We start from the raw sequence: 25,845 nt of genomic DNA on the forward strand, positions 1-25,845 counted from the left end.
TTCCTGATCAGGTCAGCATGCGGGGTTGGGGTACTTGCGCAAGGGCTGCCCGGAAAGCGGCCTCATCGGTCTCGGGAGATGCCTCTTCGCTTTCCACGGTCAGCATGGCGGCCGCCAAGCCTTCACGCACGGCCTCGGCGAGCGAAAGCCCGCGCATGAGGGCCGCCACGGTCGCGCCGGCGAGCGCGTCGCCCGCGCCCGTCACGTCTGCGATACGGCTCACGGGCGGTGGCGCGATCTCGAACAGCATGCCTTGATCAAAGCATACGGTCGGCTTGCCACCCCGGGTGATGATCCCCGCGCTAAGACCCAGAGAGGCAAGCGCCTCCGCTGCCGCACGCGGTTCGGCATCCGGAGAAAGGCCGGCAAGACGGCAGGCCTCCCGGCGGTTCATGTAGAGACACGAGATGCGGCCGAAGGAAGGCAGTAGGCGAGGAGCCTTCGCCGGGGAAACCGCAATGGCAAAGAGCGGCTTTTCGGGCGCGAGTCCCGCAAAAAGCGCGAGTGCTTCCTCCGGCATGTTGGTATCGGCAAGAAGCGCGTCCGCCTCCCGCGCCGCCTCACGGACCTTGCGGCGCCTCAACTGTTTCGGAAATCCGATCTCGTAAAGCTCCATGTCGGCAAGGCCCGTGACGAGCTCTCCCTCCCGCGTGAGGATGGCCGTGTAGCTTGGCGTTGCCCGGTCGAGATAGGTTGCCGAAAGATCCTCAATGCCAGCCTCTTCGATCGCAAGAGCGACCCGTTCGCCCGACGCATCGCCGCCCCGCAGCGAAACCAACGAGACCGCAATGTCGCGGCGAACCGCCCAGCGGGCGGCATTGAAGGCGCCGCCGCCCACATCCTCGCGCATCTGGCCTGGATTGGAGGCCTCCGCTACATATTCAACGGTAAGTCGGCCCCTGCGGTCGATATGCGCACCCCCGGCGGCAAGAAGGCGCGGCCTGCTCACGGCACCCTCCGGCGAATCTTCCCGCCTCCGAACAGGCGAAAGCCGGTCGGCACCGCGCCGAACCGCCCCGCGCATGCGGGTAGCCTCATATTTGAACAAATTCGGAACAAAATTGGGTTTCCCTTGGTTTTCAATGGCTTGTGGCTATTGCCAAATCGGAACAAAAGAGGTACAAAAAACATTGGGAGATTGGCAGCGCTGGCCTCCATTGACGAGCAAAGGGTGTTGTATCATGGCTCAGAATACGTTGCGGCTGGTAGAGGACAACTCGGTGGATAAAACCAAGGCATTGGACGCGGCGCTTTCGCAGATCGAACGCGCTTTTGGCAAGGGCTCGATCATGCGGCTCGGCGCCAACGACCAGGTCGTCGAGATCGAAACTGTTTCGACGGGCTCGCTCGGCCTCGACATCGCGCTGGGGGTCGGCGGCCTGCCGCGCGGCCGCATCATCGAGATTTACGGGCCGGAAAGCTCGGGTAAGACCACCCTTGCGCTCCACACCATTGCCGAGGCGCAGAAGAAGGGCGGCATCTGCGGCTTCATTGACGCCGAGCATGCGCTCGATCCGGTCTATGCACGAAAGCTCGGGGTTGACCTTGAGAATCTTCTGATTTCGCAGCCCGACACGGGCGAGCAGGCGCTTGAGATTTGCGACACGCTCGTGCGGTCGGGCGCCATCGATGTGATCGTCGTGGATTCGGTCGCGGCCCTCACGCCACGAGCCGAAATCGAGGGCGAGATGGGCGAATCCCTTCCCGGCATGCAGGCGCGGCTGATGAGCCAGGCCCTGCGCAAGCTCACCGCCTCCATCTCCCGCTCCAACACCATGGTGATCTTCATCAACCAGATCCGCATGAAGATCGGTGTCATGTTCGGCTCTCCGGAGACGACGACGGGCGGCAACGCGCTCAAGTTCTATGCCTCCGTGCGCCTCGACATCCGCCGCATCGGTTCGGTGAAGGATCGCGAGGAGACCGTCGGCAACCAGACGCGGGTTAAGGTGGTCAAGAACAAGCTGGCGCCGCCTTTCAAGCAGGTCGAGTTCGACATCATGTATGGCGAAGGCGTGTCGAAGACGGGCGAGCTCATCGACCTGGGTGTGAAGGCCGGTGTGGTGGAGAAGTCCGGCGCCTGGTTCTCCTATAACTCCCAGCGCCTCGGGCAGGGCCGAGAGAACGCCAAGCAGTTTCTGCGCGACAATCCGGAAATCGCGCGCGAGATCGAACTAGCGCTGAGGCAGAATGCGGGTCTCATCGCCGAGCGGTTCCTCGATGATACGCGCGGCGAGGAGATGGACGACGCGGCCGAAGGGTAAGAGGCGGCAGATCCCGCCTCTTGCCATTGCCCCAGACCGGGTAGCCTGCCTGATTTCTTCGAGAGAGAGCCTTTGCAGCGGGGGTAGGTCTTGACGGACCTCCCCCGCCGCCGTGGCCAGTATTTCTCGGGCAGCCATTCGCTCGAATTCCCGGCAGCGGATTTCTGGACAGCCGAGGGCACCGGCGCTAAAAGGCTGCGATCTCTTGTCCCCGTTGCAGGCGGGTTTCTCGCAAAAGGCAAAACATGAGCGGCGTCAACGACATCCGGTCGACATTTCTCGACTACTTCAGAAAGAACGGGCACGAGGTGGTGCCCTCAAGCCCGCTGGTGCCGCGCAACGACCCGACGCTCATGTTCACCAATGCGGGTATGGTGCAGTTCAAGAACGTCTTCACGGGATTGGAGACTCGGCCCTACAGCCGCGCGGTCACGGCCCAGAAATGCGTGCGCGCCGGCGGCAAGCACAACGACCTCGACAATGTGGGCTACACGGCCCGGCATCACACCTTCTTTGAGATGTTGGGCAACTTCTCCTTCGGCGACTATTTCAAGGACGTTGCCATCGAGTTGGCCTGGAACCTCGTCACGAAGGAGTTCGGTCTCGACCCCAAGCGGCTTCTCGTCACCGTCTACCACACGGATGACGAGGCGGCGGGATACTGGGCAAAGATCGCGGGCCTTCCCGAGAACCGTATCATCCGCATTCCCACCAGCGACAATTTCTGGGCCATGGGGGATACGGGTCCGTGCGGCCCCTGCTCGGAAATCTTCTACGATCATGGCGAGCATATCCCCGGCGGCCCTCCGGGCAGCCCGGACGAGGATGGAGACCGTTTCATCGAGATCTGGAACCTCGTGTTCATGCAGTACGAGCAGGTGAACGCGCAGGAGAGGATCGACCTTCCTCGGCCCTCCATCGATACCGGCATGGGGCTGGAACGGATTGCCGCCGTGCTGCAGGGCGTCCACGACAATTACGACATCGATCTCTTCCGGGCCCTGATCCATGCTTCGGAGGAGGCGCTCGGCGTGCGTGCCGAAGGTGAGCAGCGCGCCAGCCACAAGGTCATTGCCGACCATCTGCGCGCGGCGAGCTTCCTTATCGCCGACGGTGTTCTGCCTTCCAACGAGGGACGCGGCTATGTGCTGCGCCGCATCATGCGGCGCGCCATGCGGCATGCCCAGCTTCTCGGCGCCGAAGAGCCGCTCATGTGGCGCCTCGTGCCGGCGCTGGTTCGCGAGATGGGGCAAGCCTATCCGGAGCTTCAGCGCGGTGAGGCGCTGATCACCGAAACCCTCAGGCTCGAGGAGACGCGCTTCCGCAAGACTCTGGTCCGCGGCCTCGGCCTGCTTTCCGATGTCACGCGCGACATGGGCGAGGGCGACCGGCTCGACGGCGAAACCGCCTTCAAGCTCTACGATACCTATGGATTCCCGCTCGACCTGACCCAGGATGCCCTGCGCCAGCGCGGGATCGGCGTCGATATCGAAGGCTTCCAGGCCGCCATGGAACGTCAGAAGGCCGAGGCGCGCGCGAGCTGGGCAGGCTCCGGCGAGGCTGCCACCGAGGCGGTCTGGTTCACGGTCAAGGACAAGGTGGGCGCGACCGAGTTCCTCGGTTACGAGACGGAGCAGGCCGAAGGCGTGGTCGCGGCGATCGTTAAGGACGGCGCCATCGTCGAAAGCGCCGCTTCGGGCGAGGAGGTGGCGCTCGTCACCAACCAGACGCCTTTTTACGGCGAGTCCGGCGGACAGGTGGGCGATACGGGCGTCATCGAAGGCCAGGATTTCGCTTTTGCCGTTTCCGATACCCAAAAGAAGGGCGAAGGCCTGCTTGTGCATTTCGGCAGGGTGACAAAGGGCGAGGTGAGGACCGGCGAGCCGGTCTCGCTGCGGGTCGACCATGACCGTCGCTTCCGCATCCGCGCCAATCATTCGGCGACCCATCTCATCCATGAGGCGCTGCGTCAGGTTCTGGGCACCCATGTTGCGCAGAAGGGCTCGCTCGTGGCGCCGGACCGGCTGCGCTTCGACTTCTCGCATCCTAAGCCCATGACCGACGAAGAGCTTGCCCGCGTCGAAGACATGGCCAATGCCATCGTGCTGCAGAATGCACCGGTCACGACACGCCTGATGGCCGTGGACGATGCCATTGCCGCGGGTGCGATGGCGCTTTTTGGCGAGAAGTATGGTGACGAGGTGCGCGTCGTCTCCATGGGCACGGCCATTGAGGGCGAAAAGGTGGGCAAGCCTTATTCGCTCGAGCTCTGCGGCGGCACCCATGTATCGGCCACGGGCGACATCGGCTTGGTGCACATCGTGTCGGAAGGCGCGGTGGCCGCAGGTGTGCGCAGGCTCGAGGCGCTGACGGGTGCGGCTGCGCGGCGCTATTTGGACGAACAGGAGCGCCAGTTGAAGCGGGTGGCGGCGGTGCTGAAGGTGGCGCCCGGGGAGGTCGTTCCCCGTCTCGAAACGCTGCTCGAGGAGCGCCGCAAGCTGGAGCGCGAGCTGAGCGAGGCCCGCAAGAAGCTCGCGCTTGGCGGCGGCGCGCAGGATGCGAGCGCCGGCCGGCAGGAGGTCGGCGGTGTCGGCTTCATGGGCCGGATCGTGACAGGCATTTCGCCCAAGGACCTGAAGCCGCTTGCGGATGAGGGCAAGAGGGCACTCGGCTCCGGCGTCGTTGTCTTCGTCGGCACGTCCGAGGAGGGCAAGGCGAGCGTGGTGGTCGGTGTCACCGACGATCTGACGGATCGCTTCAACGCCGTGGATCTTGTCCGCAGGGCCTCTGCCGCGATCGGCGGGCAGGGCGGGGGAGGTCGCCCCGACATGGCCCAGGCCGGCGGACCGGATGCGAGCAAGGCTTCTGCCGCGATCGACGCGGTGAAGGAGGCGCTGGCGGGATAGAGCGTCCCGCCGCGGCCGGTTGCTGCTTCGGACTATCCAAGCTGCTTCGCGCAACCCCGGGAGAAGTGGATGCCGGTTTTCGCGGGGAACTGCGGCCGACAAACTTGGATCATTCCAGCGTCCCGTTAACGTTGGAATGGTCCGATCAACTTAACAGTTCGGTGTCCTTGAAGCTCTGTCGGCCGGAGACCCTTCTCCACCAGTCCATCAGTTGGGGATTCTGCTCAAGAAGCGCCAGCCCCTGAGGAGCCTTTACGAAATAGGCCAAAATCGGGGCTGCATGCAGGTCGGCAAGCGTGAGCTGTTCGCCGCACAGCCATGGGCCCTCCGTCTTGAGGCGTGTCAATGCGGCAAGGCAGGTGGCGGCCCGGGGAAGCGCGGCGGCGACCTTCGCTTCGTCTACAGCCGCGCCCCGTTTCGGCTTCGAGACCGTCTCGACATAGATGTCCCAGACCAGCGTGCGGTAGGCATAGGCGTCGAGAACAGCAACGATCTGGTTCATCCGCGCCCTGAGCTTCACCTCCTTCGGCTGCAGCGTCGGGCCGGCAAAGGCCTCGTCCACATAGCGCGTGATCGCGGTCGTCTCGAACAGGCGGAAATCGCCGTGCGCGAAGGCCGGTATGCGGCCGAAGGGCTGGAGATCGAGATACCAGCCGGGCAGCCCCTCCGGCGCAAAGACATCAACCGGAACGAGCTCGTGGTCGACGCCCTTCTCGATGAGGGCAAGCCGCACGATGCGCACATAGACGCTGTAGTCTGCCCCGAAGAGGCGCGGCTTGCCCGTCATGCCTCAGGCCATCGCCTTCTGCAGGTTCTCGTCCACCTTGTCGAGGAAGCCGGTGGTGGAAAGCCAGGGCTGGTCGGGGCCGATGAGCAGCGCCAGGTCCTTCGTCATGTGGCCCGCCTCCACCGTCTCCACGCACACGCGCTCCAGTGTGGCGGCGAATTTCGCCAGCGCATCGTTGCCATCGAGCTTGGCGCGATGGGCAAGGCCCCGCGTCCAGGCGAAGATGGAGGCAATCGAGTTGGTGGAAGTCTCCTCGCCGCGCTGGTGCTGGCGGTAGTGGCGGGTCACCGTGCCGTGCGCGGCCTCGGCCTCCACTGTCCTGCCGTCAGGCGTCATCAGCACCGACGTCATGAGGCCGAGCGAGCCGAAGCCTTGCGCCACCGTATCGGACTGCACGTCGCCATCATAGTTCTTGCAGGCCCAGACATAGCCGCCCGACCATTTCAGACTTGCGGCCACCATGTCGTCGATCAGCCGGTGTTCGTAGGTGAGCTTCTTTTCCTTGAACTGGTCGGCAAATTCGGCATCGAACACCTCCTGAAAGATGTCCTTGAAGCGGCCGTCATAGGCCTTGAGGATGGTGTTCTTCGTCGAAAGGTAGACCGGATAGCCACGCTGCAGGCCGTAGTTGAAGGAAGCGCGGGCGAAATCGCGGATGGACTCGTCGAGATTGTACATGGCCATGGCCACGCCGGAGCCGGGTGCATCGAAAACCTCGTGCTCTATGACCTCGCCATCCTCGCCGACGAACTTGATGGTGAGCTTGCCTTTCCCGGGAAACTTGAAGTCGGTCGCGCGGTACTGATCGCCATAGGCGTGGCGGCCGACGATGATCGGCTTGGTCCAGCCGGGCACGAGCCGCGGCACGTTCTTGCAGATGATCGGCTCGCGGAAGATCACCCCGCCCAGGATGTTGCGGATCGTGCCGTTAGGCGACTTCCACATCTTCTTGAGGCCGAACTCCTTCACGCGCGCCTCATCGGGCGTGATCGTGGCGCATTTCACGCCCACACCGTATTGCTTGATGGCGTTTGCCGCGTCGATGGTGATTTGGTCGTCCGTCTCGTCGCGCTTCTGAATGCTGAGGTCGAAATATTTGAGCTCGATATCGAGATAGGGGTGGATCAGCTTTTCCTTGATGAGCTGCCAGATGATGCGCGTCATCTCGTCGCCGTCGAGTTCAACGACGGGATTGTCCACCTTGATTTTCGCCATGCTTACGCCTTTCTCCGGAGGGGCGGTCCAGCCGCCGACAGACCTTCGTCTTCAGGAAACCGCGCCCCTATAGCATTGCGCGGCCGCTTGGCAAAGGCGCTGAACGGCCCGCTTTACCTGCTTTCAGGAAGAGGCTAACAGCACGCCCATGGCAGGTACGGACAGTCAGCGCGAACTCATCGCCAATGGCCCGGCGATCGTCCTTGTCGAGCCGCAGCTCGGCGAGAATATAGGCATGGTCGCGCGCGCCATGGCCAATTTCGGTCTGGCGGAACTCAGGCTCGTCAATCCGCGCGATGGCTGGCCCAATGAAAAGGCGCGGGCGGCAGCGAGCCGCGCCGACCACGTCATCGACGGCGCGCGTGTCTTCAGCGATGTGGCCTCGGCCATTGCCGATCTGCATTTCCTTTTCGCCACCACGGCCCGTCCCCGCGACAATTTCAAGCCGGTGCGCGGGCCCGTGGAAGCGGCCAGAGAACTGCGCGCGCGCCATGGCGGTGGGCAGAAGACGGGCATTCTCTTTGGCCGCGAGCGCTGGGGCCTCACCAATGAGGAGGTGGCGGCCGCCGACGGAATCGTCACATTCCCCGTCAATCCGGCCTTTGCCTCCCTCAATGTCGCGCAGGCCGTGCTTCTGATGTCCTATGAATGGATGAAAGCAGGCGGGGAGGGCGTAAAGCCCGTCTCGCCCGAGCAGACCCCCGCGACGCGGGCGCATCTCGACAGCCTCTTCGCCTATCTGGACCGGGTCCTCTCCGAGCGCGGCTATTTCCGCACAGAGGACAAGAAGCCGAAGATGATGGACAATCTGAAGGCGCTCTTCACGCGACCGGGCTTCACCGTTGAGGAGCTTGCGGTTCTGCGCGGCGTGCTGACGTCACTCGAGAAGTTTTCGCCGAAACAGCCGAAGGGCAAGGCCGGCGAGGGGGAAGGATAGGCTTTGCCATGTCTGCGCCTGCCGCGAGTTCCGGCCCCATCCTGTTCTTCGACTCGGGCATCGGCGGCCTTTCCGTCGTCAAGGAGGCGCGCATCCTTCTGCCCGAGCATGCCTATGTCTATGTGGCCGACGATGCCGCGTTCCCATACGGGGCCTGGGAAGAGGAGGCGCTTAGGGCGCGGTTGATCGAACTGTTCGGCCGTCTGATATCCCGCTTTTCGCCCGCGCTCATTGTCATTGCCTGCAACACCGCCTCCACTCTCGCAATTTCCGATCTGCGCGCGGCCTATCCCGGCCAGCATTTCGTAGGCACGGTGCCGGCCATCAAGCCGGCGGCCGAGCGCACCCGCTCCGGCCTCGTCTCGGTGCTTGCGACACCCGGTACGGTGAGACGGCAATACACGCGCGATCTGATCGCCCAATACGCCGCAAAGTGCCACGTAAGGCTTGTGGGCAGTGAGAATCTTGCCCGGCTTGCCGAGCAATATATGCGTGAGGGCTTCGTGGACGAGGAAGCCGTGCGCGCGGAAATCGCTCCCTGCTTCCTGGAACATGGCGAGCGACGCACGGATATCGTGGTGCTCGCCTGCACCCACTATCCGTTCCTGGTCAACCGGATGCGCAAGACAGCGCCCTGGCCGGTCGACTGGATCGATACCTCCGAAGCGATAGCAAGACGCGCATTGACGCTCGCGCAGGAACTGTCCAGGCCCCGCCCAGCGGAGGGCCCGGATATTGCCCTTTTCACCTCCCGCCGCCCGGCCGCAAATCTCCTGAGGCTGTTTGCGGGCTTCGGTTTCCGCGTCGCGGAGGAGAATATAGGCCAATCGTACACGTAGGCAGGTGATGGGCGCCTTATGTTACGGCGCGATCTCGTAGTCGATGACCGTTTCGGGATTGATCTCGCCGTCACGGCTGGCATCCACGTCATATCGCACCAGCGTGAAGTCGTGTTCCCTGTAAAGCCATTTGCCGGTCGAAGAGATGTCTCCGACGCCCCGCCATTTGGCGTGGGATGTGATGCTCAGCTCCTGCGGATCGAAGAATGAATCGGCCAGCATGAAGGACGCCCTGTAGCCGATCACCCGAATCTCCTCGACGGCGGCCTCCGGGTCGTCGTTCTCGTAGCGGATTTCGAGCTCGGGTAGGGCAAAGTGCAAGGGCGTAAGCGTGCCGCTCCCATCATAGAGCAGATAGACGTGACCTTCCGTATAGGCGCCCTGAACGCAACGGAAGCGGATGAGAGTCGCCTCGTTCCCGTCGTCAGCGCTACCGCGTATCGCATGTTTTTCCGGCTGTCTTTCGAGGCCCTCGTCGCAAATATCTCCATAGGCGGCTTCGAAGATCCGTTCGGCCTTCTGAAGCAGGGGATCGACGGAGACAGGCTCGCCGTCTCCGCAGCTTGGAGGCAGAAGGTCTTCCAGGTTGCCTTCCGCCGGCTCTCCCTCCTGCATCTCCCCGCGGACGATGGAAAGCGGCCTGTAGGGTGTCGTCTGTGCTGCGGGCTGGATGAAGCGGAATGTATAGCAGCCGGAATACATCCGGTGTTCGCCATCGGTGCCGCGCGCCTCGAGAGCGACGGGCAGCGAATAGAAGATGCTGCCGGCGGCTCCTTCGGAGGTCGCCGTGCCGGTCACCACCTCGACATGCTCTGTATCGGCATAGCCCGCAGCGTATTCCGTCAGCGTTGGGGCAGGCGGTTCCTCGAAATAGGCGTAGGCGCGGGCATATTCCTTCCGGTTGATCGCGTTGTAGAGCGAACGGATCAGCATCACCGGGTTGGACCGGTCATCGAGATAGGCCGGCTGCGCACCGGCCGAGGAAAGAGCGAGCGCGACAATGGCGCCTGTAAGGAAAAGGCGTGACAGCATGAGCGGCTCCGTTCCGCCGTGCGGCGGGTTGCGGTCTTCGTATTCTCCATAACATGCTTCGCGCCGGTACAGGAGACGCAGAGGCTGGCGTTTACGCCGCGAAAGGCAGCAGCCGCTCACGCCCGAGCCAGCGCGAGACCAGGAGCACGGCGACGATGGAGAGCCCCGCGCAAAGGCCGATCCAGATGCCGATCCCTTTAAAACCCAGCGGAAAGGCCAGGACGACGCCCAAGGGCAGGCCAACGCCCCAATAGCCGATGGCACCATAGATCATGGGCACCGTGGTGTCATGCAGGCCGCGCAGCATGCCGCTTCCCACGGCCTGTGCCCCGTCGAAGATCTGGAACAAGGCGGCAAAGGCCAGGAACGTCGCCGCCATGGCGATAACGGGCTGATTCTCCGGTGCCGAAAGGTCGAGAAAGCCCGCGATCAGCAGCCGTGGCGCGAAAAGCATCAGGAGCGCCATGCAGCCCATGAAGCTGACGCCCATTGCGAAGGCGGTCCAGCCCGCGCGCGTGATGGCGAGTGCATCCTGCGCACCATAGGCGCGGCCCACCCGGACGGTGACCGCCTGGCCAAGGCCCATTGGCACCATGAAGCTCACCGACGCGATCTGGATGGCTATGGCGTGTGCGGCCAGCGAGACTGTGTCGATCAGTCCCATCAACAGGGCGGCCGCGTTGAAGATCGACACCTCGAAGGTGAGGATGGCCGCGATCGGCAAGCCGAGACGCAACATCGACCGGAAGCGCGGCCAATCTGGCCGCCACAGCCGGCCGAATATGCTGAAGCGCCGGAATTGCCGGTCGAGTGAGACCACTGCGGTCAAACCGAGAAACAGGAAGACGCTGGAAAGCGTGGTGGCCATTCCGGCCCCAACCACGCCGTAGGCGGGGAAGCCGAGATTCCCGAAGATGAGCACCCAGTTGGCCAGCACATTGAAGCCGACGCACAGGAAGGCGACGACCAGCGCCCAGCGGGGCCGCTCCAGCGCTGAAATGAAGGAGCGAAGCACGACATAGCTGAAGAAGGGCAGGGCGGCCCATTGCAGCGCACGCATATAGCCGGCTGCTTCGGCGCTCAGCTCCTGGTCCTGCCCCATCGCAAGGAGAATGTCCTCGGTGTGCCAGAGGACCGCCCAAATGGGCAGGGAAACGATCACCGCGAGCCACAGGCCCTGACGCACCGTGCGCCGCACCTCGCGCACCGAATGCAGCTTACGGCCGAGCGCGCTCGCCATCATGGGAGAGGCGGCTGTCAGGAGGCCGAGGCCAAAGATGATTGGCATGAAGTAGAGATTGTGACCCAGCGTTCCGGCGGCGAGCGCTTCCGGTGAAAGCCGCCCCAGCATCATCACGTCCGTCACGGTCATGGCGGTCTGTGCCAGATTGGTCAGAATCATCGGCCAGGCGAGCGCCAGCGTGGCGCGCGCTTCGGAAAGCCAGAGATTGACCGGGGGCGCGCCCGCGCCCATAGCCAGGGCCGACATAACCAGCATTTCCCGTGGATCGTAGCGGCTCACAGGCCGCAGCCAGTATTCGGCGATGCGTGGATGCAATTCGCCTGCCGGTTGCTTAATCGTCCACCGCGCGCCAGACAAGTCAATTTGTCTTTTCGGTCAGTTTAGCGGCGTTGATGGATCGGCAGCTCCCAAAGCGGTTCCCGCTGGCAAGAACTCCCGCTCGCAAAGTGCGGGCGGGGCTCGCTCTTCAATCTTTCAATTGTCGGCCTAGGCGTCCGGCCAGATCCTGGATGAACTGCCATGCCACGCGGCCGGAACGGCTGCCGCGGGTGGTCGCCCACTCCAGGGCCTCGGCGCGCAGCACCTGCGGGTCCACGGGCAGGTCGTGATAGGTGACATAGCCCTCGACCATGGCCAGATACTCGTCCTGCGAGCACTTGTGGAAGCCGAGCCAGAGGCCGAAGCGGTCCGACAGCGACACCTTCTCCTCCACCGCTTCCGACGGATTAATGGCCGTCGAGCGCTCGTTCTCGATCATGTCGCGCGGCAGGAGATGGCGGCGATTCGACGTGGCGTAGAAGATCACGTTTTCCGGCCGGCCCTCTACGCCGCCTTCCAGCGCCGCCTTCAGAGACTTGTAGGAGGTGTCCTCCTGGTCGAAGGAAAGATCGTCGCAGAATAGGATGAAGCGGTGCACTGACTGCTTGAGAAGCGTCATCAGCCGGGGCAGGCTCTCGATGTCCTCGCGGTGGATTTCGACAAGCTTCAGCGGGCCCGAGGCTTCCTTGTTGCGGTTGATATGCGCATGCACAGCCTTCACCAGTGAGGACTTGCCCATGCCGCGCGCGCCCCACAGAAGCGCATTGTTTGCCGGCAGCCCCAGAGCGAAGCGGCGGGTGTTGTCGAGAAGTATGTCGCGCACCCGGTCGACGCCCTTGATGAGCTCAAGCTCAACGCGGTTGACGCGGGGAACGGGCACAAGCACGCCGTCTTCAGCCTGCCAGACAAAGCAGTCGGCACTCTCGAAATCGGGCGGCAGCACGGGCGCAGGAGCCATGCGGGAGACCACTTCGATCAAACGATCGAGCTTTTCGGTCAGCGCCTGGAGGGCTTTTTCCGCCATTGCGTCGTTCCATTTCCGCAAAAAACAGTACCGTACGGTACGGTTCTGTCACACCGACAGGTGATTTTCAAGCGGTTCAATTTTCGTTGCGCAGATGGCTCTCACAACACGCCAAACTGTTGCAAAGAGGGGCTGAACCTCTATATTCCGCCCGACTTTGGCGGGCTGGCGGCGCTCCAGTCCTTTCCGCATTTGGGGAGTTCTTCATGTTTGTGACACCGGCATATGCCCAGGCGGGTGCGGGAGCACCGGATGTTTTCGTCAGCATCCTGCCTTTCGTGCTTATTTTCGTCATTATGTATTTCCTTATCATCAGGCCGCAGCGCCAACAGATGAAGAAGCGGCAAGAGATGCTCGCGGCCGTCCGCCGGGGCGATACGGTCGTGACGGGCGGCGGGCTGGTCGGCAAGGTGACCAAGGTTATCAACGATGCTGAGTTGGAGGTGGATCTCGGCGGCGGCATGAAGGTCACGGCCCTGCGCGCGATGCTCGCCGAAGTCCGGACCAAGGGGGAGCCGGTCTCGGACAAGAACGGCAAGTAGGCGGCACCGGGACATAGCGCCGGAAACGGCCGAAAAACACGAGGCAACATGCTCTATTTCTCGCGCTGGCAGACGTTCTCCATCTGGCTCGTTGTCATATTGGGCATCCTGTACGCCGCGCCCAATGTTATCCCGCAATCCTATCTGGCCTCGCTGCCGAGCTGGGCGCCGTCGCGGCCGATGACGCTGGGCCTCGATCTGCAGGGCGGTTCGCATATCCTGCTGCAGGTCGAGCGCAATTCGCTGGTTTCGGAACGTCTGGCAAGCGTGAGAGACGATGTGCGCAGTGTGCTGCGCGAGAAGCGCATCGGCTACACCGGGCTTTCCACCGCCGGCCAATCGGTTCAGGTGCGCATCCGGGGTACCGGAGAGGTGGAGGCTGCCCGCAAGGCGCTCGAGGAGCTGACGCAACCCATCACCTCCAGCCTTTTCGGCGGCGGCGTGATAAGGGAGCTTGAGCTCAGCGAGCCCGAGCCAGGCCTCTTCCGTCTCACTCTCACGGATGAGGGGATGAATTACCGCATCTCCTCGGCCGTGGAGCAATCCATCGAGGTTGTAAGCCGCCGCGTTAACGAGCTCGGCACGACTGAGCCGGTCATTCAGCGGCAGGGCAACGATCGCATTCTCGTCCAGGTGCCAGGCCTTCAGGACCCCGACCGCCTGAAGGACATCCTCGGCCAGACCGCGCGGCTTACCTTCCAGATGGTGGACCAGTCCATGCCGGTGGAGGAGGCGATCCAGGGCCGGCCGCCTGTTGGCACCTCGGTCATGTATTCGACCGACAATCCGCCCATACCCTATATTATCGAGGATCGGGTGATCGTCTCCGGCGAGAACCTCGTCGATGCTCAGGCCGGCTTCGATCAGCTGACCAATCAGCCGATCGTCACCTTCCGGTTCGACACAAGGGGAGCCACTCGTTTCGGACAGGCGACCCAGCAGAATGTCGGCCGACTTTTCGCCATCGTACTTGACGGCAAGGTTATCTCCGCTCCGCAGATCCGCGAGCCAATCCTAGGCGGCACGGGACAGATCTCCGGCAATTTCACCGTTCAGAGCGCCAATGATCTGGCGGTGCTGCTACGGGCGGGCGCTCTGCCGGCCACACTGACGGTGGTGGAAGAGCGCACCGTGGGCCCCGGCCTCGGCCAGGACTCGATCGACGCGGGTATTGCAGCCTCCATTATCGGTTCGGTGCTCGTGATCATCTTCATGATCATGGCCTACGGCTTCCTGGGCATCATCGCCGACCTGGCGCTGGTTCTGAACGTGGTGATGATCATCGCCATCCTGTCGGTGCTAGGGGCTACGCTGACACTGCCCGGCATCGCGGGCATCGTGCTTACCATTGGCATGGCCGTGGACTCGAACGTGCTGATCTACGAACGCATCCGCGAGGAGCGGCGGCTCGGACGGTCGGTGCTCAAGTCGTTCGACGCTGGCTTTGAGCGCGCGCTGGCGACGATCGTCGACTCCAACCTGACGACCCTCATCGCGGCGCTCGTGCTGTTCGTGGTCGGCACCGGCCCGGTGAAGGGCTTCGCCGTAACGCTCGCCATCGGTATCTGCACGACGCTGTTCACCGCCTTCACCTTCACACGCTGGGTGGTGGCATTCTGGCTGCGCCGCAGCAGGCCGACCGAGGTTCCGAAGGGCTACATCCACCTCGTGCCTGAGGTGACGCGCATTCCGTTCATGAAGATGCGCCTGCAGGTCTTTGCCCTGTCGATCCTGCTCAGCATCGCCTCCATTGTGCTGGTGTTCACGGTCAAGCCGAACTTCGGCATTGACTTCACCGGCGGCACGCTGATCGAGGTGCGGGCGAAGAACGGCCAGACCGACATCGGCGAGATCCGCCAGAAGCTCTCCGAGGCTGGCATCCACGAGGTGCAGGTTCAGGGCTTCGGCGAAGCGTCTGACGCCCTGATCCGCCTCGGCGCCGCCGAGGATGAGGCCACTGGCAATGCAACCGTGCAGAAGGCGCAGCAGATCCTGTCGGCTGACTACGACATCCGCCGCACGGAGGTCGTGGGGCCGACGGTGTCCAATGAACTCATGTGGTCGGCCATTGTCGGCATCCTCGTCGCCATGGCGGGCATCATGATCTACGTGTGGGTGCGGTTTGAATGGCAGTTCGCCATCGGCGCGATCATGTCCACCATCAACGATATCTGCCTTACTCTCGGCTTCCTCGTGGTGACGCAGATCCAGGTGGACCTCACGACCGTGGCTGCGATGCTGACGATCGTGGGCTACTCGCTCAACGACACAGTGGTGATCTACGACCGCATCCGCGAGAACCTGCGCCGCTTCAAGAAGATGCCTCTCGGCCAGCTGCTCGACCTCTCGGACAACGAGATGCTCGCCCGTACGGTGATGACGTCGGTCACGACGTTGCTGGCCCTCGTTGCGCTGTACTTCTTCGGCGGCGAGGTGATCCGCTCGTTCGTGGCGTCGATGATCTTCGGCGTGGTAATCGGCACCCTGTCGTCGATCTTCATCTCTGCCCCGGCGCTCATCTTCTTCAACCTGCGGCCGGCCAAAGGGCCGCTCATTTCCGAAGAGGAGATTCGGGCTGGCGAAGCTAGAGATCTAAAGGCTGAGGGCAAGCAGGTTTCGGCAACCTGATGGCAGAAGGCATGCAGATACGCAGGGCGCATTTTCCCAGCCGCGCGCCGATCGACGCCTATGGCAATGGCGGTTTCCGCTTCGCCGACATGTCGCATCGCGGCTCGCTTCTCTTCCTGCCATCCGGAATCCATGGATGGCAGCCGCAGAGTCCTCCAACGCTGACCGAGGCCGATTTCGCCCCCGTAGTTGCGGAGTCCGAAAAGATAGAGATCCTGCTTGTAGGGACAGGCGAACGGCTCGAGCCGCTTGCACCGGACCTGCGCCAGGTCCTAAAGGCTGCCGGAATGGCGGTGGAGATCATGTCTACGGGCGCGGCGGTGCGCACATTCAACGTGCTTCTGGCGGAAGAGCGGGCGGTCGCTGCGGCGCTAATCGCGGTCGACTGAGGCGCCGGCGTGACCCCCGCCGAAAGCGAAGCTCTGGCGGTGGTTCGGCGGGCGGATCCCGACCGCTTCATCTCGGCCCTCTATGCGCCTGCCGAAAAGCGCGGCGCGCTCTTCGCGCTCTATGCCTTCAATGCCGAGCTTGCGGCTGTGCGCGACCGTATCCGGGAGCCGATGTCGGGCGAGATTCGCCTGCAGTGGTGGCGCGACGTGCTTGCCGATCCCGACGATCCGGCGCCCGCGGGCGGCTATCCCGTAGCCGTCGCGCTTCTTGAGGCGGTCCGGCAGCACCGCCTGCCCATCGAGACGTTTCGCAACATGATCGAGGCGCGCCTCTTCGATCTCTACGACGATCCGATGCCGACGCGCACCGATCTCGAAGGCTATTGCGGCGAGACGGCCTCAGCCCTCATCCAGCTTTCGGCCCTGGTGCTCGACGCCGACGCGGCTGGGCGCACCGCAGGCCTTGCCGGCCACGCCGGCTGCGCGCAGGCCATGACGGGGCTTCTGCTCCTGCTGTCTATCCACCGCCGGCGCGGGCAATGCTACATCCCGCGCGACGTTCTTGCAGCCGCAGGCACCACACGCGACGATCTTGTTTCGGGGAACGACCGCCAGGGCGCGGAGCGGGCCATTGCGGCCATGGCCGCGCTTGCGCGCGAGCATCTGGCCGCCTTCCGGCAGGGAGCAGGGGCGCTTCCTGCCAGCCTGCGCCCGGCCTATCTGCCCGTTGCATTGTCGGAAGCCTATCTTAGGCGGATCGAGTCCGGTGCCTTCGACCCGATGGAGGAAAGCGCTGCCATTTCCCCGCTGCGCCGCCACTGGGCGGTGCTGCGCCGCGCGCTTTCGGGCTGGTGAGCCAGTAGCAGTTGGGCCGATCTGTTCCCGTCGTTACGGAAGCCCAAATTCGGCCCTGCTTTTTTGCTCAACAGCCCCCATTTTATTAGAGCATTGTAGGAGGGAGTTTCAAATGACGGCTTCGGCCGAGGGCAGGCGGCCCGATACGGGTTGGCGGACCGTGTTCATGGAAATGCTGACAGGTGCGCGCGAAGCTGCCCAGCGCCTTCCGGTGACGACGCTCTTCCTGCTTGCCGCCGCTCTGCAGGCGAACCTCGTCGCCGCGGACATCCACCTTTTCGGCGAGGATTCGCAAGGCCTGCCCTCCGACACGAATTTCGACGTGGGGCTTGGTCTCGTCGCGGGAGCCACGGCAAGTCTGGCCGTGACGCTGAGGGGAGAAGCGCGCAAGGTGTCGTCTGCGAAAACACTGCCGCTAGCGCTTCTGGCCGGTATCGTGGCCTGCCTCGTTCTGGCGCTGCCTGACCATTTTCTCACGCTTGAATGGGCCGTGATGCTTGGCCTCGTTGCGCTGGTGCCCATTGCCCCGTTCATCGGGCGCGGCGACAGCTCCGCCTTCTGGATATTCGCGGCGCGCTCGGCCTTTGCGGTGCTGCTCGGCGTCCTTGCGCTGCTTCTGTTTGCCGGAGGCATCTCGGCGATCCTAGCGAGTCTGACCTATCTGTTCGGCATTCCCGTGCCCGACGATCTCTACGGCCATGTCTGGCTTTCCACCGGTCTCTTCGCCGCGCCGCTGTTCGGGCTGGGACAGTTGCCGGACCGCTTCGACGAGACGCCGGGCGAGGCGCTGCAGGGCTTCATGGATCGCGGCATGCGCGCGCTCGGAGACTTCGTGGCGGCGCCGCTCCTGATCCTCTATGCGATCATCCTGCATCTTTATGCCATGAAGATCGCGGTGACCGGCGAGGTGCCGCAAGGCCAGATCGGCTGGCTGGTGCTCACTTACGGCTTCTGCATCTTCGCGGCGCTCATCATCATCAATCCGTTCTTCGACCGGGCGCGGGCGCCCACGCGCGCCTTCCTCCGGCTCTGGCCTTTCTTTCTGCCGATTCCCTTGGTTCTCCTGGCCTACGCGCTCATGCTGCGCGTGGGCGAATTCGGTATCACGCCCGAGCGCTACCTGCTCGGCCTCTTCGGCCTGGTGACGGCGCTTTTGCTGGCACTGCAACTCCTCGCGCGTGTGCGCGGCGATATTCGGGCGATAGCCGCGCTTCCGGCCGCAGCACTCATTTTGGGCGGCTTCGGTCCGCAGGGTGCGCTCGGCGTCTCGATCGCGAGTCAGGCTTCCCGGTTCCTGGAGATCGTGAACAATTCGCCGGTGGAAGGGGAGCGCCATAAGGAGGCGCTCGGCGCACTGAGCTTTCTTGCCGCACGGGATGCGCTTGCTCGCGTTCTGCCCGAAGGACTTCCGGCATCGGCGTTGGAGAGCGACAGCCATCCGTATCGCACCGTTGCCAAAGCATGGGGGCTCGACCCCGATCGGCTGGGGCCGAACCGACGCGCCTTGCCGCTCAACGATCGCAGCCGGCCAACGGCCTTTACCGCGGCAGGCTTCGATACCGTCATTCAGCCTGTCCGTCTTGCGGTCGACATGAAGGAGCCTGTCACTGTCCGTTTGCCGGAAGGAAAGGAGATCGTCTTCGCGCTCGAAGCGGATGCGCTGGTCGTAATCGCGGATGGGCAGAGCACTCTTTTTCCGGTCGCTGCCAGCCGGATCGAGGCACTTGCGCAACTCGACGTCGATGCGCCGGCACAGTTGCGCCTGGAGGCAGACGGGCGTGCGCTGCAACTGATCCCGACCTACCTCTACATCGATCCCGGCCCGCCCTTGCGGCTCGAAAATCTTGAGGCCACCGTTCTGCTCAGGACTGAGGATTGGCGATAGCCGCTGTGCCTACTCGGCGGCGGCCCGCGTCTCCAGTCCCAGCCAGCGCCGGCAATCGGCCAGCGCGCGAGCCGTGATCGCGCGCTTCTTGGCAAGCGATTTCTCCTTGCCGCGCAGGCGCTTGCCCTCCGCCTTCGGCGTCTCGACAGGCGGGAAGAGGCCGAAATTGATGTTCATCGGCTGGAAGGAGCGCTTGCCGGGCTCGTCGTCGGCAAGGATGTGCCCGCCGGTGATGTGATTGAGCAGGGCGCCGAAGGCGGTGGTCGGCGGCGGCGGCGAAACGGGGCGGCCCAGGCGCTCGGCAGCGGCGAACCGCCCGGCGATCAGCCCCATGGCCGCACTCTCCACATAGCCCTCGCAGCCGGTGATCTGGCCTGCAAAGCGCAGGCCCGGGCGGGATTTCAGCTGCAGCGTTCCGTCAAGCAGCGCCGGCGAGTTGATGTAGGTGTTGCGGTGCAGGCCGCCGAGACGGGCAAATTCCGCATTTTCAAGCCCGGGGATCATCCGGAAGATGCGCACCTGCTCGCCATATTTCAGCTTCGTCTGGAAGCCCACCATGTTGTAGAGCGTGCCCAGTGCATTATCCTGGCGCAACTGCACGACGGCGTAGGGCTTCTCATCGGGCTTGTGGGCGTTGGTGAGCCCCATCGGCTTCATCGGCCCGTGCCGCAGCGTCTCCGGTCCGCGTTCGGCCATCACCTCGATCGGCAGGCAGCCATCGAAATAGGGTGTGCCCTCCCATTCCTTGAAGGCAGTCTTTTCGCCCTCAAGCAGCGCCTGCACAAAGCTCTCGTACTGCTCCTTGTTCATGGGGCAGTTGATGTAGTCCTTGCCCGTCCCGCCCGGACCCGTCTTGTCGTAGCGGGACTGGAACCAGGCCACATCCATATTGATCGTATCGAAATGCACGATCGGCGCTATCGCATCGAAGAAGGCAAGCGCTTCAGACCCGGTCTCCGCGCGGATGGCCTCCGCAAGAGCAGGCGAGGTGAGCGGTCCCGTGGCGATGATCACCTGATCCCACTCCGCCGGCGGCAGCCCGGTGATTTCTTCGCGAACGACCGTAATCAGCGGGTGCGATTCGATGGCTTGCGTCACGGCGCGGGAAAAGCCCTCACGATCCACAGCCAGCGCGCCGCCCGCAGGTACCTGATGGGCATCGCCGGCACGCATGACAAGCGAGCCTGCCAGTCGCATCTCGGCGTGAAGCAGGCCCACCGCATTGGTCTCCGCATCGTCGGAGCGGAAGGAGTTCGAGCAGACAAGCTCGGCAAGGCTGTCGGTTTTGTGCGCGTCAGTGCCGCGCAAGGGGCGCATCTCATGCAGGATTACGGGCACACCGGCCTCGGCTGCCGCCCAGGCCGCCTCCGAGCCCGCCAATCCTCCGCCTATCACGTGGATGGGTGTCTTCGTCATGTGCCGGACATAGGGTGAACGGGGCAAGGATGCAAAGCAAAAAAAAAACAACACCCGCCGGGGGAGGAGGACCGGCGGGTGTCGTTTTGGTCGACCGGCGATCGGGAGGAGGAGGAGAAAGCCGGTCGCATTCACCAAGGTGGGAGGAGGAGACCTTGGCGAAATCCTGTCGTTTTGTTAGATCGCCTTACGGGCGACGTACGGAATGTCGCTGCGGGAAATCCCGAGGTCGTTGAGCTCGCGGTTGGTGAGGCGGCTCAGCTCGTTAACCGTCTGCCGGTAGCGGCGCCAGTTGCGGTAATTGCGGATCAGGTTCATCGTCGTACTCACTGTCGGCTGGTTCGTTTGATCTTGTGCCCGTTAGATAATCCCGGGCCGGTGCGAGCGGAAGTGCCAATGTTGCATGGCAGCATTGCATATTGTGCAATGCACCATGATCTTGCCGCAAGAGTGAACGAGTGGCTTCATCGGATGGCCAAATTTGCGTGTAGGAACCTGCCGAATCGGGTTCCTTCGCAAGTGCAGCACGGCAAAGAACCAGTATGCGGGCCGAAAACGGCTCCTCGTGCCAATTTTCCTTTGATAGACAAGGGGCAGGTGATATAGAACCCGCGCTTTCGGAGGCGGCGTCCTTCGAGCGGGTGTGGTGGAACTGGTAGACACGCAGGATTTAGGTTCCTGTGGCGCAAGCCGTGGGGGTTCAAGTCCCTCCACCCGCACCACCCGCTTCACGGGAAGGGTGGCAGGTCGTGCGGTCGAGGTATTGACCTGTAACCCGGGCCGCACACCGGCAGGAACCTCCGCAGGGCCGAATGATGGCTGCGATGCGCGGCGCGAGTGAACACAAAGGTTTGATGAATGCAGGTTAGCGAGACTCTCAATTCCGGTCTGAAGCGCGAGATCAAGGTCATTGTTCCGGCCAAGGACATGGAAGCCCGCCTGATGGAGCGGCTTCAGGATGCCAGCAAGAAGGTGCGGCTGAAAGGCTTCCGGCCGGGCAAGGTACCCGTGCAGCACCTGCGGCGTATTTACGGCAAGTCCTTCATGGCCGAGGTGGTGAACGAAATCCTCACCGATTCCTCGAGGACCATCCTCGAAGAGCGCGGCGAAAAGCCCGCCATGCAGCCCGAGATCACGATGACTGAGGACGAGCAGGAGGCCGAGAAGGTCCTTCAGGGCGGGGCCGATTTCGAGTTCTCGCTGTCCTACGAAGTCATCCCGACGATCGAGATCAAGGATTTCTCCGGCATCAAGATCACTCGGCCCGTCTATGACGTGCCGGAGGAGGAGGTGGAGGAGCAGGTCAAGCGTGTGGCCGACTCCGCCCGCACCTATGAGCCGAAGGACGGCAAGGCCGAAGAGGGCGACAAGGTCACCATCGACTATGTCGGCAAGATCGATGGTGAACCGTTTGATGGCGGCTCCGCCCAGGATTCGGAAGTGGTGATCGGCCACGGTCAGTTCATCCCCGGGTTCGAGGAACAGCTGAGGGGCCTCAAGGCTGGGGACACTAAGACCTTCAAGATCACATTCCCTGAGGAGTACCCGGCGCAGCATCTGGCCGGCAAGGAAGCCGAATTCGACGTCACCGTGAAGCAGGTGGCCGCGGCCGAGGAACTGACGATCGACGACGAGCTGGCGCAGAAGCTGGGGCTCGAATCGGCGGAAAAGCTGCGCGAGATCGTGCGCAGCCAGATCGAGAGCCAGTTCGGCCAGATGACGCGTCAGAAGGCTAAGCGCCAGCTTCTCGACGCGCTGGACGAAGACTACAAGTTTGAGGCTCCGTCCAAGCTCGTCGAAGCCGAATTTAACAACATCTGGTCGCAGGTCGTGCGGGATCTGCAGAGTGCGGGCCGCACCTTCGAGGATGAGGACACGACCGAGGAGGAGGCGCGCGAGGAATACAAGCGGCTGGCCGAGCGCCGGGTGCGCCTTGGCCTCGTCCTGGCCCAGATTGGCGAGCAGGCCGGCATCCAGGTTTCCGACGATGAAATGCAGCGCGCCCTGATCGACACGGTGCGCCGCTATCCGCCGCACCAGCAGCGGGAAATCTACGAGTTCTACCGCCAGAACCCGCAGGCGCTGGCCACCATCCGCGCGCCGCTGTTCGAGGAGAAGGTGGTGGACCATCTGCTCGCCCAGGTCGATGTGACGGACAAGAAGGTCAGCCGCGAAGAGCTCCTGGCTGACGACGAAGACGAGGCGGAGAAGTCCAAGCCGGCCGAGAAAAAGAAGGCCGCGCCCAGGAAGAGGGCCGCCAAGAAGGTCGAAGCCGAGTAGGCTGATCCATAGATCGAATAAGAAACCCTCGGTCAAATGAACTGATCCCGGACGCAGCCTTCGGGAGTCAGATCACAAATTGGCCGAGGTTTTTGTTGATTGGGGAGCCGCGTTTTAAGCGAGTCGGTTTTCACGCGGGATCAGTAACCGCCGCGGGTATTGCTTGCAGAGGCGCCGCATGTGTCCATCGCCTAAAAAACGAAGCCGCCGCGGTGATTTACCTGCGGCGGCTCAGCTATCGCTTATAGGGTTGGCCCTCAGAAAAAGCTCCGGCGCTGCCACCAGCCGGTCTTTCGCGGGGGCGCCTCCTCGCCTTCGGGCGAGGTGACTACAGGCTCCGGAGAAAGGGGCGCCTGCTCCTCTGAAGGTTTGCGCCGGCTGCGCGGCTTCTTTTTCGCTTGCTCGGCTTCCTCTGCTACTGCCGTCTCGGCAACGTCCGGAGAAGGCTCAGGTGCCGCTGTCGCCGTATCGGCTTCGGCCGCTTCCTGCGCTTGGGCGCTCTTGGTGCGCCGGCGTGGCTTCCTCGCCGGCTTCTCCTGGATTGCCGGCTCAGGCTCCGGCTCGGGGGAGGCCACCTCGACCTCAACTTCAACCACCGCCGCAGATTCGGCCTCTTCAGGTGAGGGCTCCGCTGTTTCCTCCTCAGCAGGTGCGCCAACCGGAACTTCTCCGCCTGAAGCGGTTTCCTGTTCGTCCCGCTTTAAGCGGTTGCGGCGGCCACCGCGCTTGCCCCGGTGCCGCTTCTTCTTCTCGCCTTCGCCAGCCTCGGCCGCCTCCACGCTTTCTTCGTCCGCATCGCTTGCGGCGACAGCGCTCTCTTCCTCGCTGGGTTCAGCGGGGCTGGCGACTGTATCTTCGCTCACCTGCTCCTGTACGGCAGCTCCGGCGGCCTGCTCGCCGCCCCGGTCACGGCCGCCCCGCCGGCGGCGCTTGCGGCGGCGCTTGCGGCCATGGCTGCCATCCTCCTCTTCGGCGGAGGGTGCGGCCTGGTGTGTTTCCTCTTCGGAAGCGGCGGTCTCGCCCTCATCCGCCTCCGCGGAGATCACCGGCGCCGCCTGAGGCGCGGCGGGCAGTTTCGTGGAAGGCTGGCCCTTCACGATCGCGTAATGCTGGCCGCCCAGCTCGTCGTCGACTTCGATCGTGATCGAGACGCCAAAGCGCGACTCGAGCTCCATCAGGTTCGAGCGCTTTTGGTTGAGCAGATAGAGCGCGGTAGAGGAGGGCGTGCGCACGACGATGTCGTTGCGCGGGTCCTTGAGAAGATACTCCTCGATCGCGCGGACCACGAGCAGCGCCAGCGAGGAGTCGGAGCGCACATATCCCGTGCCGCCGCAATGGGGGCAGGGCTTCATGGTGCTTTCCAGCACGCTCGTGCGGATGCGCTGACGCGACATTTCCAGCAGGCCGAAATGGGAGATCCGGCCAACCTGGATGCGCGCGCGGTCGTTCTTCAGGCATTCCTTGAGGCGCTTTTCCACCGCACGGTTGTTGCGGCTCTCCTCCATGTCGATGAAGTCGATGACGATCAGGCCCGCAAGGTCGCGCAGGCGCAGCTGGCGGGCGATCTCCTCCGCCGCTTCCAGATTGGTCTGGAGCGCCGTATCCTCGATGGAGTGCTCCTTTGTGGAGCGGCCCGAGTTGACGTCGATGGCAACCAGCGCCTCGGTCTGGTTGATGATGATGTATCCGCCCGATTTCAGCGTCACCTGCGGCTGCAGCATCTTGTCGAGCTGCGCCTCGATGCCATTGCGGGCGAAGATGGGGACGGAGTCCCGATAGGGTTGCACCACCTTCGCATGGCTCGGCATCAGCATGCGCATGAAATCCTTGGCCTCGCGATACCCTTCCTCGCCGGCCACTAGGATCTGGTCGATGTCCTTATTGTAGAGGTCGCGCACGGCCCGTTTGATCAGGCTGCCTTCCTCGTAGACGAGGGCGGGAGCGATGGATTGAAGCGTGAGGTTGCGCACGCGCTCCCAAAGCCGAAGCAGGTACTCGTAGTCGCGCTTGATCTCCGCTTTTGTCCGGTTGGCGCCGGCGGTGCGCAGAATGACGCCCATTCCCTCCGGCACGTCCAGGCTCTTGACGATCTCCTTGAGCCGCTTGCGGTCCTGCGGGTTGGTGATTTTGCGCGAGATGCCGCCGCCGCGCGCCGTGTTCGGCATCAGCACGGAATAGCGGCCGGCGAGCGACAGATAGGTGGTCAACGCCGCGCCCTTGTTGCCACGTTCCTCTTTCACCACCTGTACGAGCAGGATCTGCCGCCGCTTGATCACCTCCTGGATTTTGTAGTTGCGGCGTATCGGCCGGCGGCGGTTCTGCGCCTCATCGAGCGCATCTTCAGCGCCGACAGTGTCAACCTCGCCTTCTTCCTCGGCTCCGTTGCCGTTCTCGGCTTCGGTGTCCGAAACGCCCTCCGCGATCACGTCCCCGTGGGCCTGTTCGGCCTGGGCGGGCGTGTTTTCCTCCGCCCCCGAGCCTCGGCGGGAACGGGAACGCCGCCGCTTCTTGCCGTTGCCCGCATGGGCGTCCTGCTCTTCGGCGTCCTCGTCCGCGGCTTTCGCCTCCTCGGCCTCCGCCCGAAGGAGCGCCTGCCGGTCGGCTACTGGGATTTGGTAATAGTCAGGATGGATTTCGCTGAAGGCGAGAAAACCATGACGGTTGCCGCCATATTCGACAAAAGCCGCCTGCAGTGAAGGTTCAACGCGCGTGACCCGGGCTAGGTATATGTTTCCGCGGAGTTGCTTCTTGTCCTGGGATTCAAAATCGAACTCTTCGACACGGTTACCGCGTAGAACGACTACGCGTGTCTCCTCCGGGTGGGAGGCGTCTATCAGCATCTTGTTGGGCATAAAGTCGTGTCTCCCCGGCACGCATCGCACGGGCGGTGAAGGTTGTGCGCCTTCCCGTCGCGTGACTTGTGGTGCCGGACAATCTGGGGTCTGCCGGCGACGAGGCCAAATCCGCAGAACGCACCGCCGCGAATGGATCGCGGGGGTTTCGATGTAACGTCCTGAGTGCGCTCACAGCCATCGCACCGCCCGACCGTACTGTTTCAACCAAGGTCCAATGGATCGGACCCGCTACTTCGCTCTACTAGAGCCGGCACGGAGTTCCCGGCCGCTTTCCTCAAGTTCAGGGTTTCGGCAAGGCCGCAAACACCTTGAAGAGAATCCTTTGAGCCATCGTCCTCGCCCGCGCAGCGTCGGCTCGGAAACGTCTCGCCCCCTTCGCCGCATCTCGGAAGCGGATGGCCCCAGAGAAGGGCATTACGATGGTTCACCA

General features: G+C 63.4%; 19 protein-coding genes and 1 tRNA gene. 11 read left to right on the forward strand and 9 right to left on the reverse strand.

Annotated features, from left to right (window positions below; all coding sequences use genetic code 11):
- Window positions 1-7: 7 nt before the first annotated feature.
- Window positions 8-949, reverse strand: a complete 942-nt coding sequence (locus NYR54_RS04210) for a carbohydrate kinase family protein (protein WP_261514289.1) — start codon at window positions 947-949, stop codon at window positions 8-10.
- 232 nt (window positions 950-1,181) lie between these two features.
- Between NYR54_RS04210 and recA the strand changes: the two genes are divergently transcribed.
- Window positions 1,182-2,264 (forward strand): recombinase RecA, encoded by a 1,083-nt coding sequence (gene recA / locus NYR54_RS04215; RefSeq protein ID WP_261514290.1) that lies wholly within the window; start codon window positions 1,182-1,184, stop codon window positions 2,262-2,264.
- A 245-nt stretch (window positions 2,265-2,509) separates the two neighbouring features.
- Window positions 2,510-5,170: an alanine--tRNA ligase gene (gene alaS, locus NYR54_RS04220; protein ID WP_261514291.1), complete on the forward strand. Its 2,661-nt coding sequence runs from the start codon at window positions 2,510-2,512 to the stop codon at window positions 5,168-5,170.
- Window positions 5,171-5,315: 145 nt separating this feature from the next.
- Here alaS and NYR54_RS04225 read toward each other — a convergent pair whose 3' ends face one another.
- Both NYR54_RS04225 and NYR54_RS04230 read right to left on the reverse strand, forming a co-directional pair.
- Window positions 5,316-5,957, reverse strand: coding sequence for a glutathione S-transferase family protein (locus tag NYR54_RS04225; RefSeq protein WP_261514292.1), 642 nt, complete (start codon window positions 5,955-5,957; stop codon window positions 5,316-5,318).
- A 3-nt stretch (window positions 5,958-5,960) separates the two neighbouring features.
- Window positions 5,961-7,172: an NADP-dependent isocitrate dehydrogenase gene (locus NYR54_RS04230; protein WP_261514293.1), complete on the reverse strand. Its 1,212-nt coding sequence runs from the start codon at window positions 7,170-7,172 to the stop codon at window positions 5,961-5,963.
- A gap of 148 nt (window positions 7,173-7,320) precedes the next feature.
- On the opposite strand from NYR54_RS04230, the gene NYR54_RS04235 reads away from it, so the two are divergent.
- Window positions 7,321-8,109, forward strand: coding sequence for an RNA methyltransferase (locus tag NYR54_RS04235; RefSeq protein WP_261514294.1), 789 nt, complete (start codon window positions 7,321-7,323; stop codon window positions 8,107-8,109).
- 8 nt (window positions 8,110-8,117) lie between these two features.
- The gene (murI, locus tag NYR54_RS04240; RefSeq protein ID WP_261514296.1) at window positions 8,118-8,948 is read left to right on the forward strand and encodes a glutamate racemase; all 831 of its coding nucleotides are present in this window, start codon (window positions 8,118-8,120) and stop codon (window positions 8,946-8,948) included.
- 21 nt (window positions 8,949-8,969) lie between these two features.
- Here the strand turns inward: murI and NYR54_RS04245 are convergent, their stop codons facing one another.
- From NYR54_RS04245 to NYR54_RS04255, 3 genes are all read right to left on the reverse strand, one after another.
- Window positions 8,970-9,980 carry a DUF1176 domain-containing protein gene (locus tag NYR54_RS04245; RefSeq protein ID WP_261514297.1) on the reverse strand — a complete coding sequence of 337 codons (1,011 nt, stop codon included), beginning with the start codon at window positions 9,978-9,980 and terminating at the stop codon, window positions 8,970-8,972.
- Between the two features lie 91 nt (window positions 9,981-10,071).
- Window positions 10,072-11,469 (reverse strand): MATE family efflux transporter, encoded by a 1,398-nt coding sequence (locus NYR54_RS04250; protein ID WP_261514464.1) that lies wholly within the window; start codon window positions 11,467-11,469, stop codon window positions 10,072-10,074.
- 220 nt (window positions 11,470-11,689) lie between these two features.
- Window positions 11,690-12,565 (reverse strand): ATP-binding protein, encoded by an 876-nt coding sequence (locus NYR54_RS04255; protein WP_261514299.1) that lies wholly within the window; start codon window positions 12,563-12,565, stop codon window positions 11,690-11,692.
- Between the two features lie 206 nt (window positions 12,566-12,771).
- Between NYR54_RS04255 and yajC the strand changes: the two genes are divergently transcribed.
- From yajC to NYR54_RS04280, 5 genes are all read left to right on the forward strand, one after another.
- Window positions 12,772-13,107, forward strand: coding sequence for a preprotein translocase subunit YajC (gene yajC, locus NYR54_RS04260; protein WP_261514302.1), 336 nt, complete (start codon window positions 12,772-12,774; stop codon window positions 13,105-13,107).
- Between the two features lie 48 nt (window positions 13,108-13,155).
- Window positions 13,156-15,735 (forward strand): protein translocase subunit SecDF, encoded by a 2,580-nt coding sequence (secDF, locus tag NYR54_RS04265; protein ID WP_261514303.1) that lies wholly within the window; start codon window positions 13,156-13,158, stop codon window positions 15,733-15,735.
- On the forward strand, window positions 15,735-16,124 hold the full coding sequence (locus tag NYR54_RS04270; protein ID WP_261514304.1) for an Mth938-like domain-containing protein: 390 nt from the start codon (window positions 15,735-15,737) through the stop codon (window positions 16,122-16,124). Before secDF ends, NYR54_RS04270 begins: the two co-directional genes overlap by 1 nt.
- A gap of 9 nt (window positions 16,125-16,133) precedes the next feature.
- On the forward strand, window positions 16,134-16,979 hold the full coding sequence (locus NYR54_RS04275; protein WP_261514305.1) for a phytoene/squalene synthase family protein: 846 nt from the start codon (window positions 16,134-16,136) through the stop codon (window positions 16,977-16,979).
- Between the two features lie 112 nt (window positions 16,980-17,091).
- Window positions 17,092-18,864, forward strand: a complete 1,773-nt coding sequence (locus NYR54_RS04280) for a DUF4153 domain-containing protein (RefSeq protein ID WP_261514307.1) — start codon at window positions 17,092-17,094, stop codon at window positions 18,862-18,864.
- Window positions 18,865-18,873: 9 nt separating this feature from the next.
- On the opposite strand, the gene trmFO is transcribed toward NYR54_RS04280, so the two are convergent.
- Together trmFO and NYR54_RS04290 are read right to left on the reverse strand one after the other, a co-directional pair.
- A complete protein-coding gene (trmFO, locus tag NYR54_RS04285) occupies window positions 18,874-20,280 on the reverse strand; it encodes a methylenetetrahydrofolate--tRNA-(uracil(54)-C(5))-methyltransferase (FADH(2)-oxidizing) TrmFO (RefSeq protein WP_261514309.1) in 1,407 nt (468 codons plus the stop codon).
- Between the two features lie 177 nt (window positions 20,281-20,457).
- Window positions 20,458-20,598 (reverse strand): DUF1127 domain-containing protein, encoded by a 141-nt coding sequence (locus tag NYR54_RS04290; RefSeq protein ID WP_261514465.1) that lies wholly within the window; start codon window positions 20,596-20,598, stop codon window positions 20,458-20,460.
- Between the two features lie 319 nt (window positions 20,599-20,917).
- On the opposite strand from NYR54_RS04290, the gene NYR54_RS04295 reads away from it, so the two are divergent.
- A tRNA-Leu gene (locus tag NYR54_RS04295) sits at window positions 20,918-21,002 on the forward strand.
- 136 nt (window positions 21,003-21,138) lie between these two features.
- Entirely contained in the window at window positions 21,139-22,560 is a 1,422-nt protein-coding gene (gene tig / locus NYR54_RS04300; RefSeq protein WP_261514310.1) for a trigger factor, read from the forward strand.
- Between the two features lie 257 nt (window positions 22,561-22,817).
- On the opposite strand, the gene NYR54_RS04305 is transcribed toward tig, so the two are convergent.
- Window positions 22,818-25,412: an Rne/Rng family ribonuclease gene (locus tag NYR54_RS04305; protein WP_261514312.1), complete on the reverse strand. Its 2,595-nt coding sequence runs from the start codon at window positions 25,410-25,412 to the stop codon at window positions 22,818-22,820.
- Window positions 25,413-25,845: the final 433 nt, after the last annotated feature.

Source organism: Chelativorans petroleitrophicus (assembly GCF_025398195.1).
GTDB classification, from domain to species: domain Bacteria; phylum Pseudomonadota; class Alphaproteobacteria; order Rhizobiales; family Rhizobiaceae; genus Chelativorans; species Chelativorans petroleitrophicus.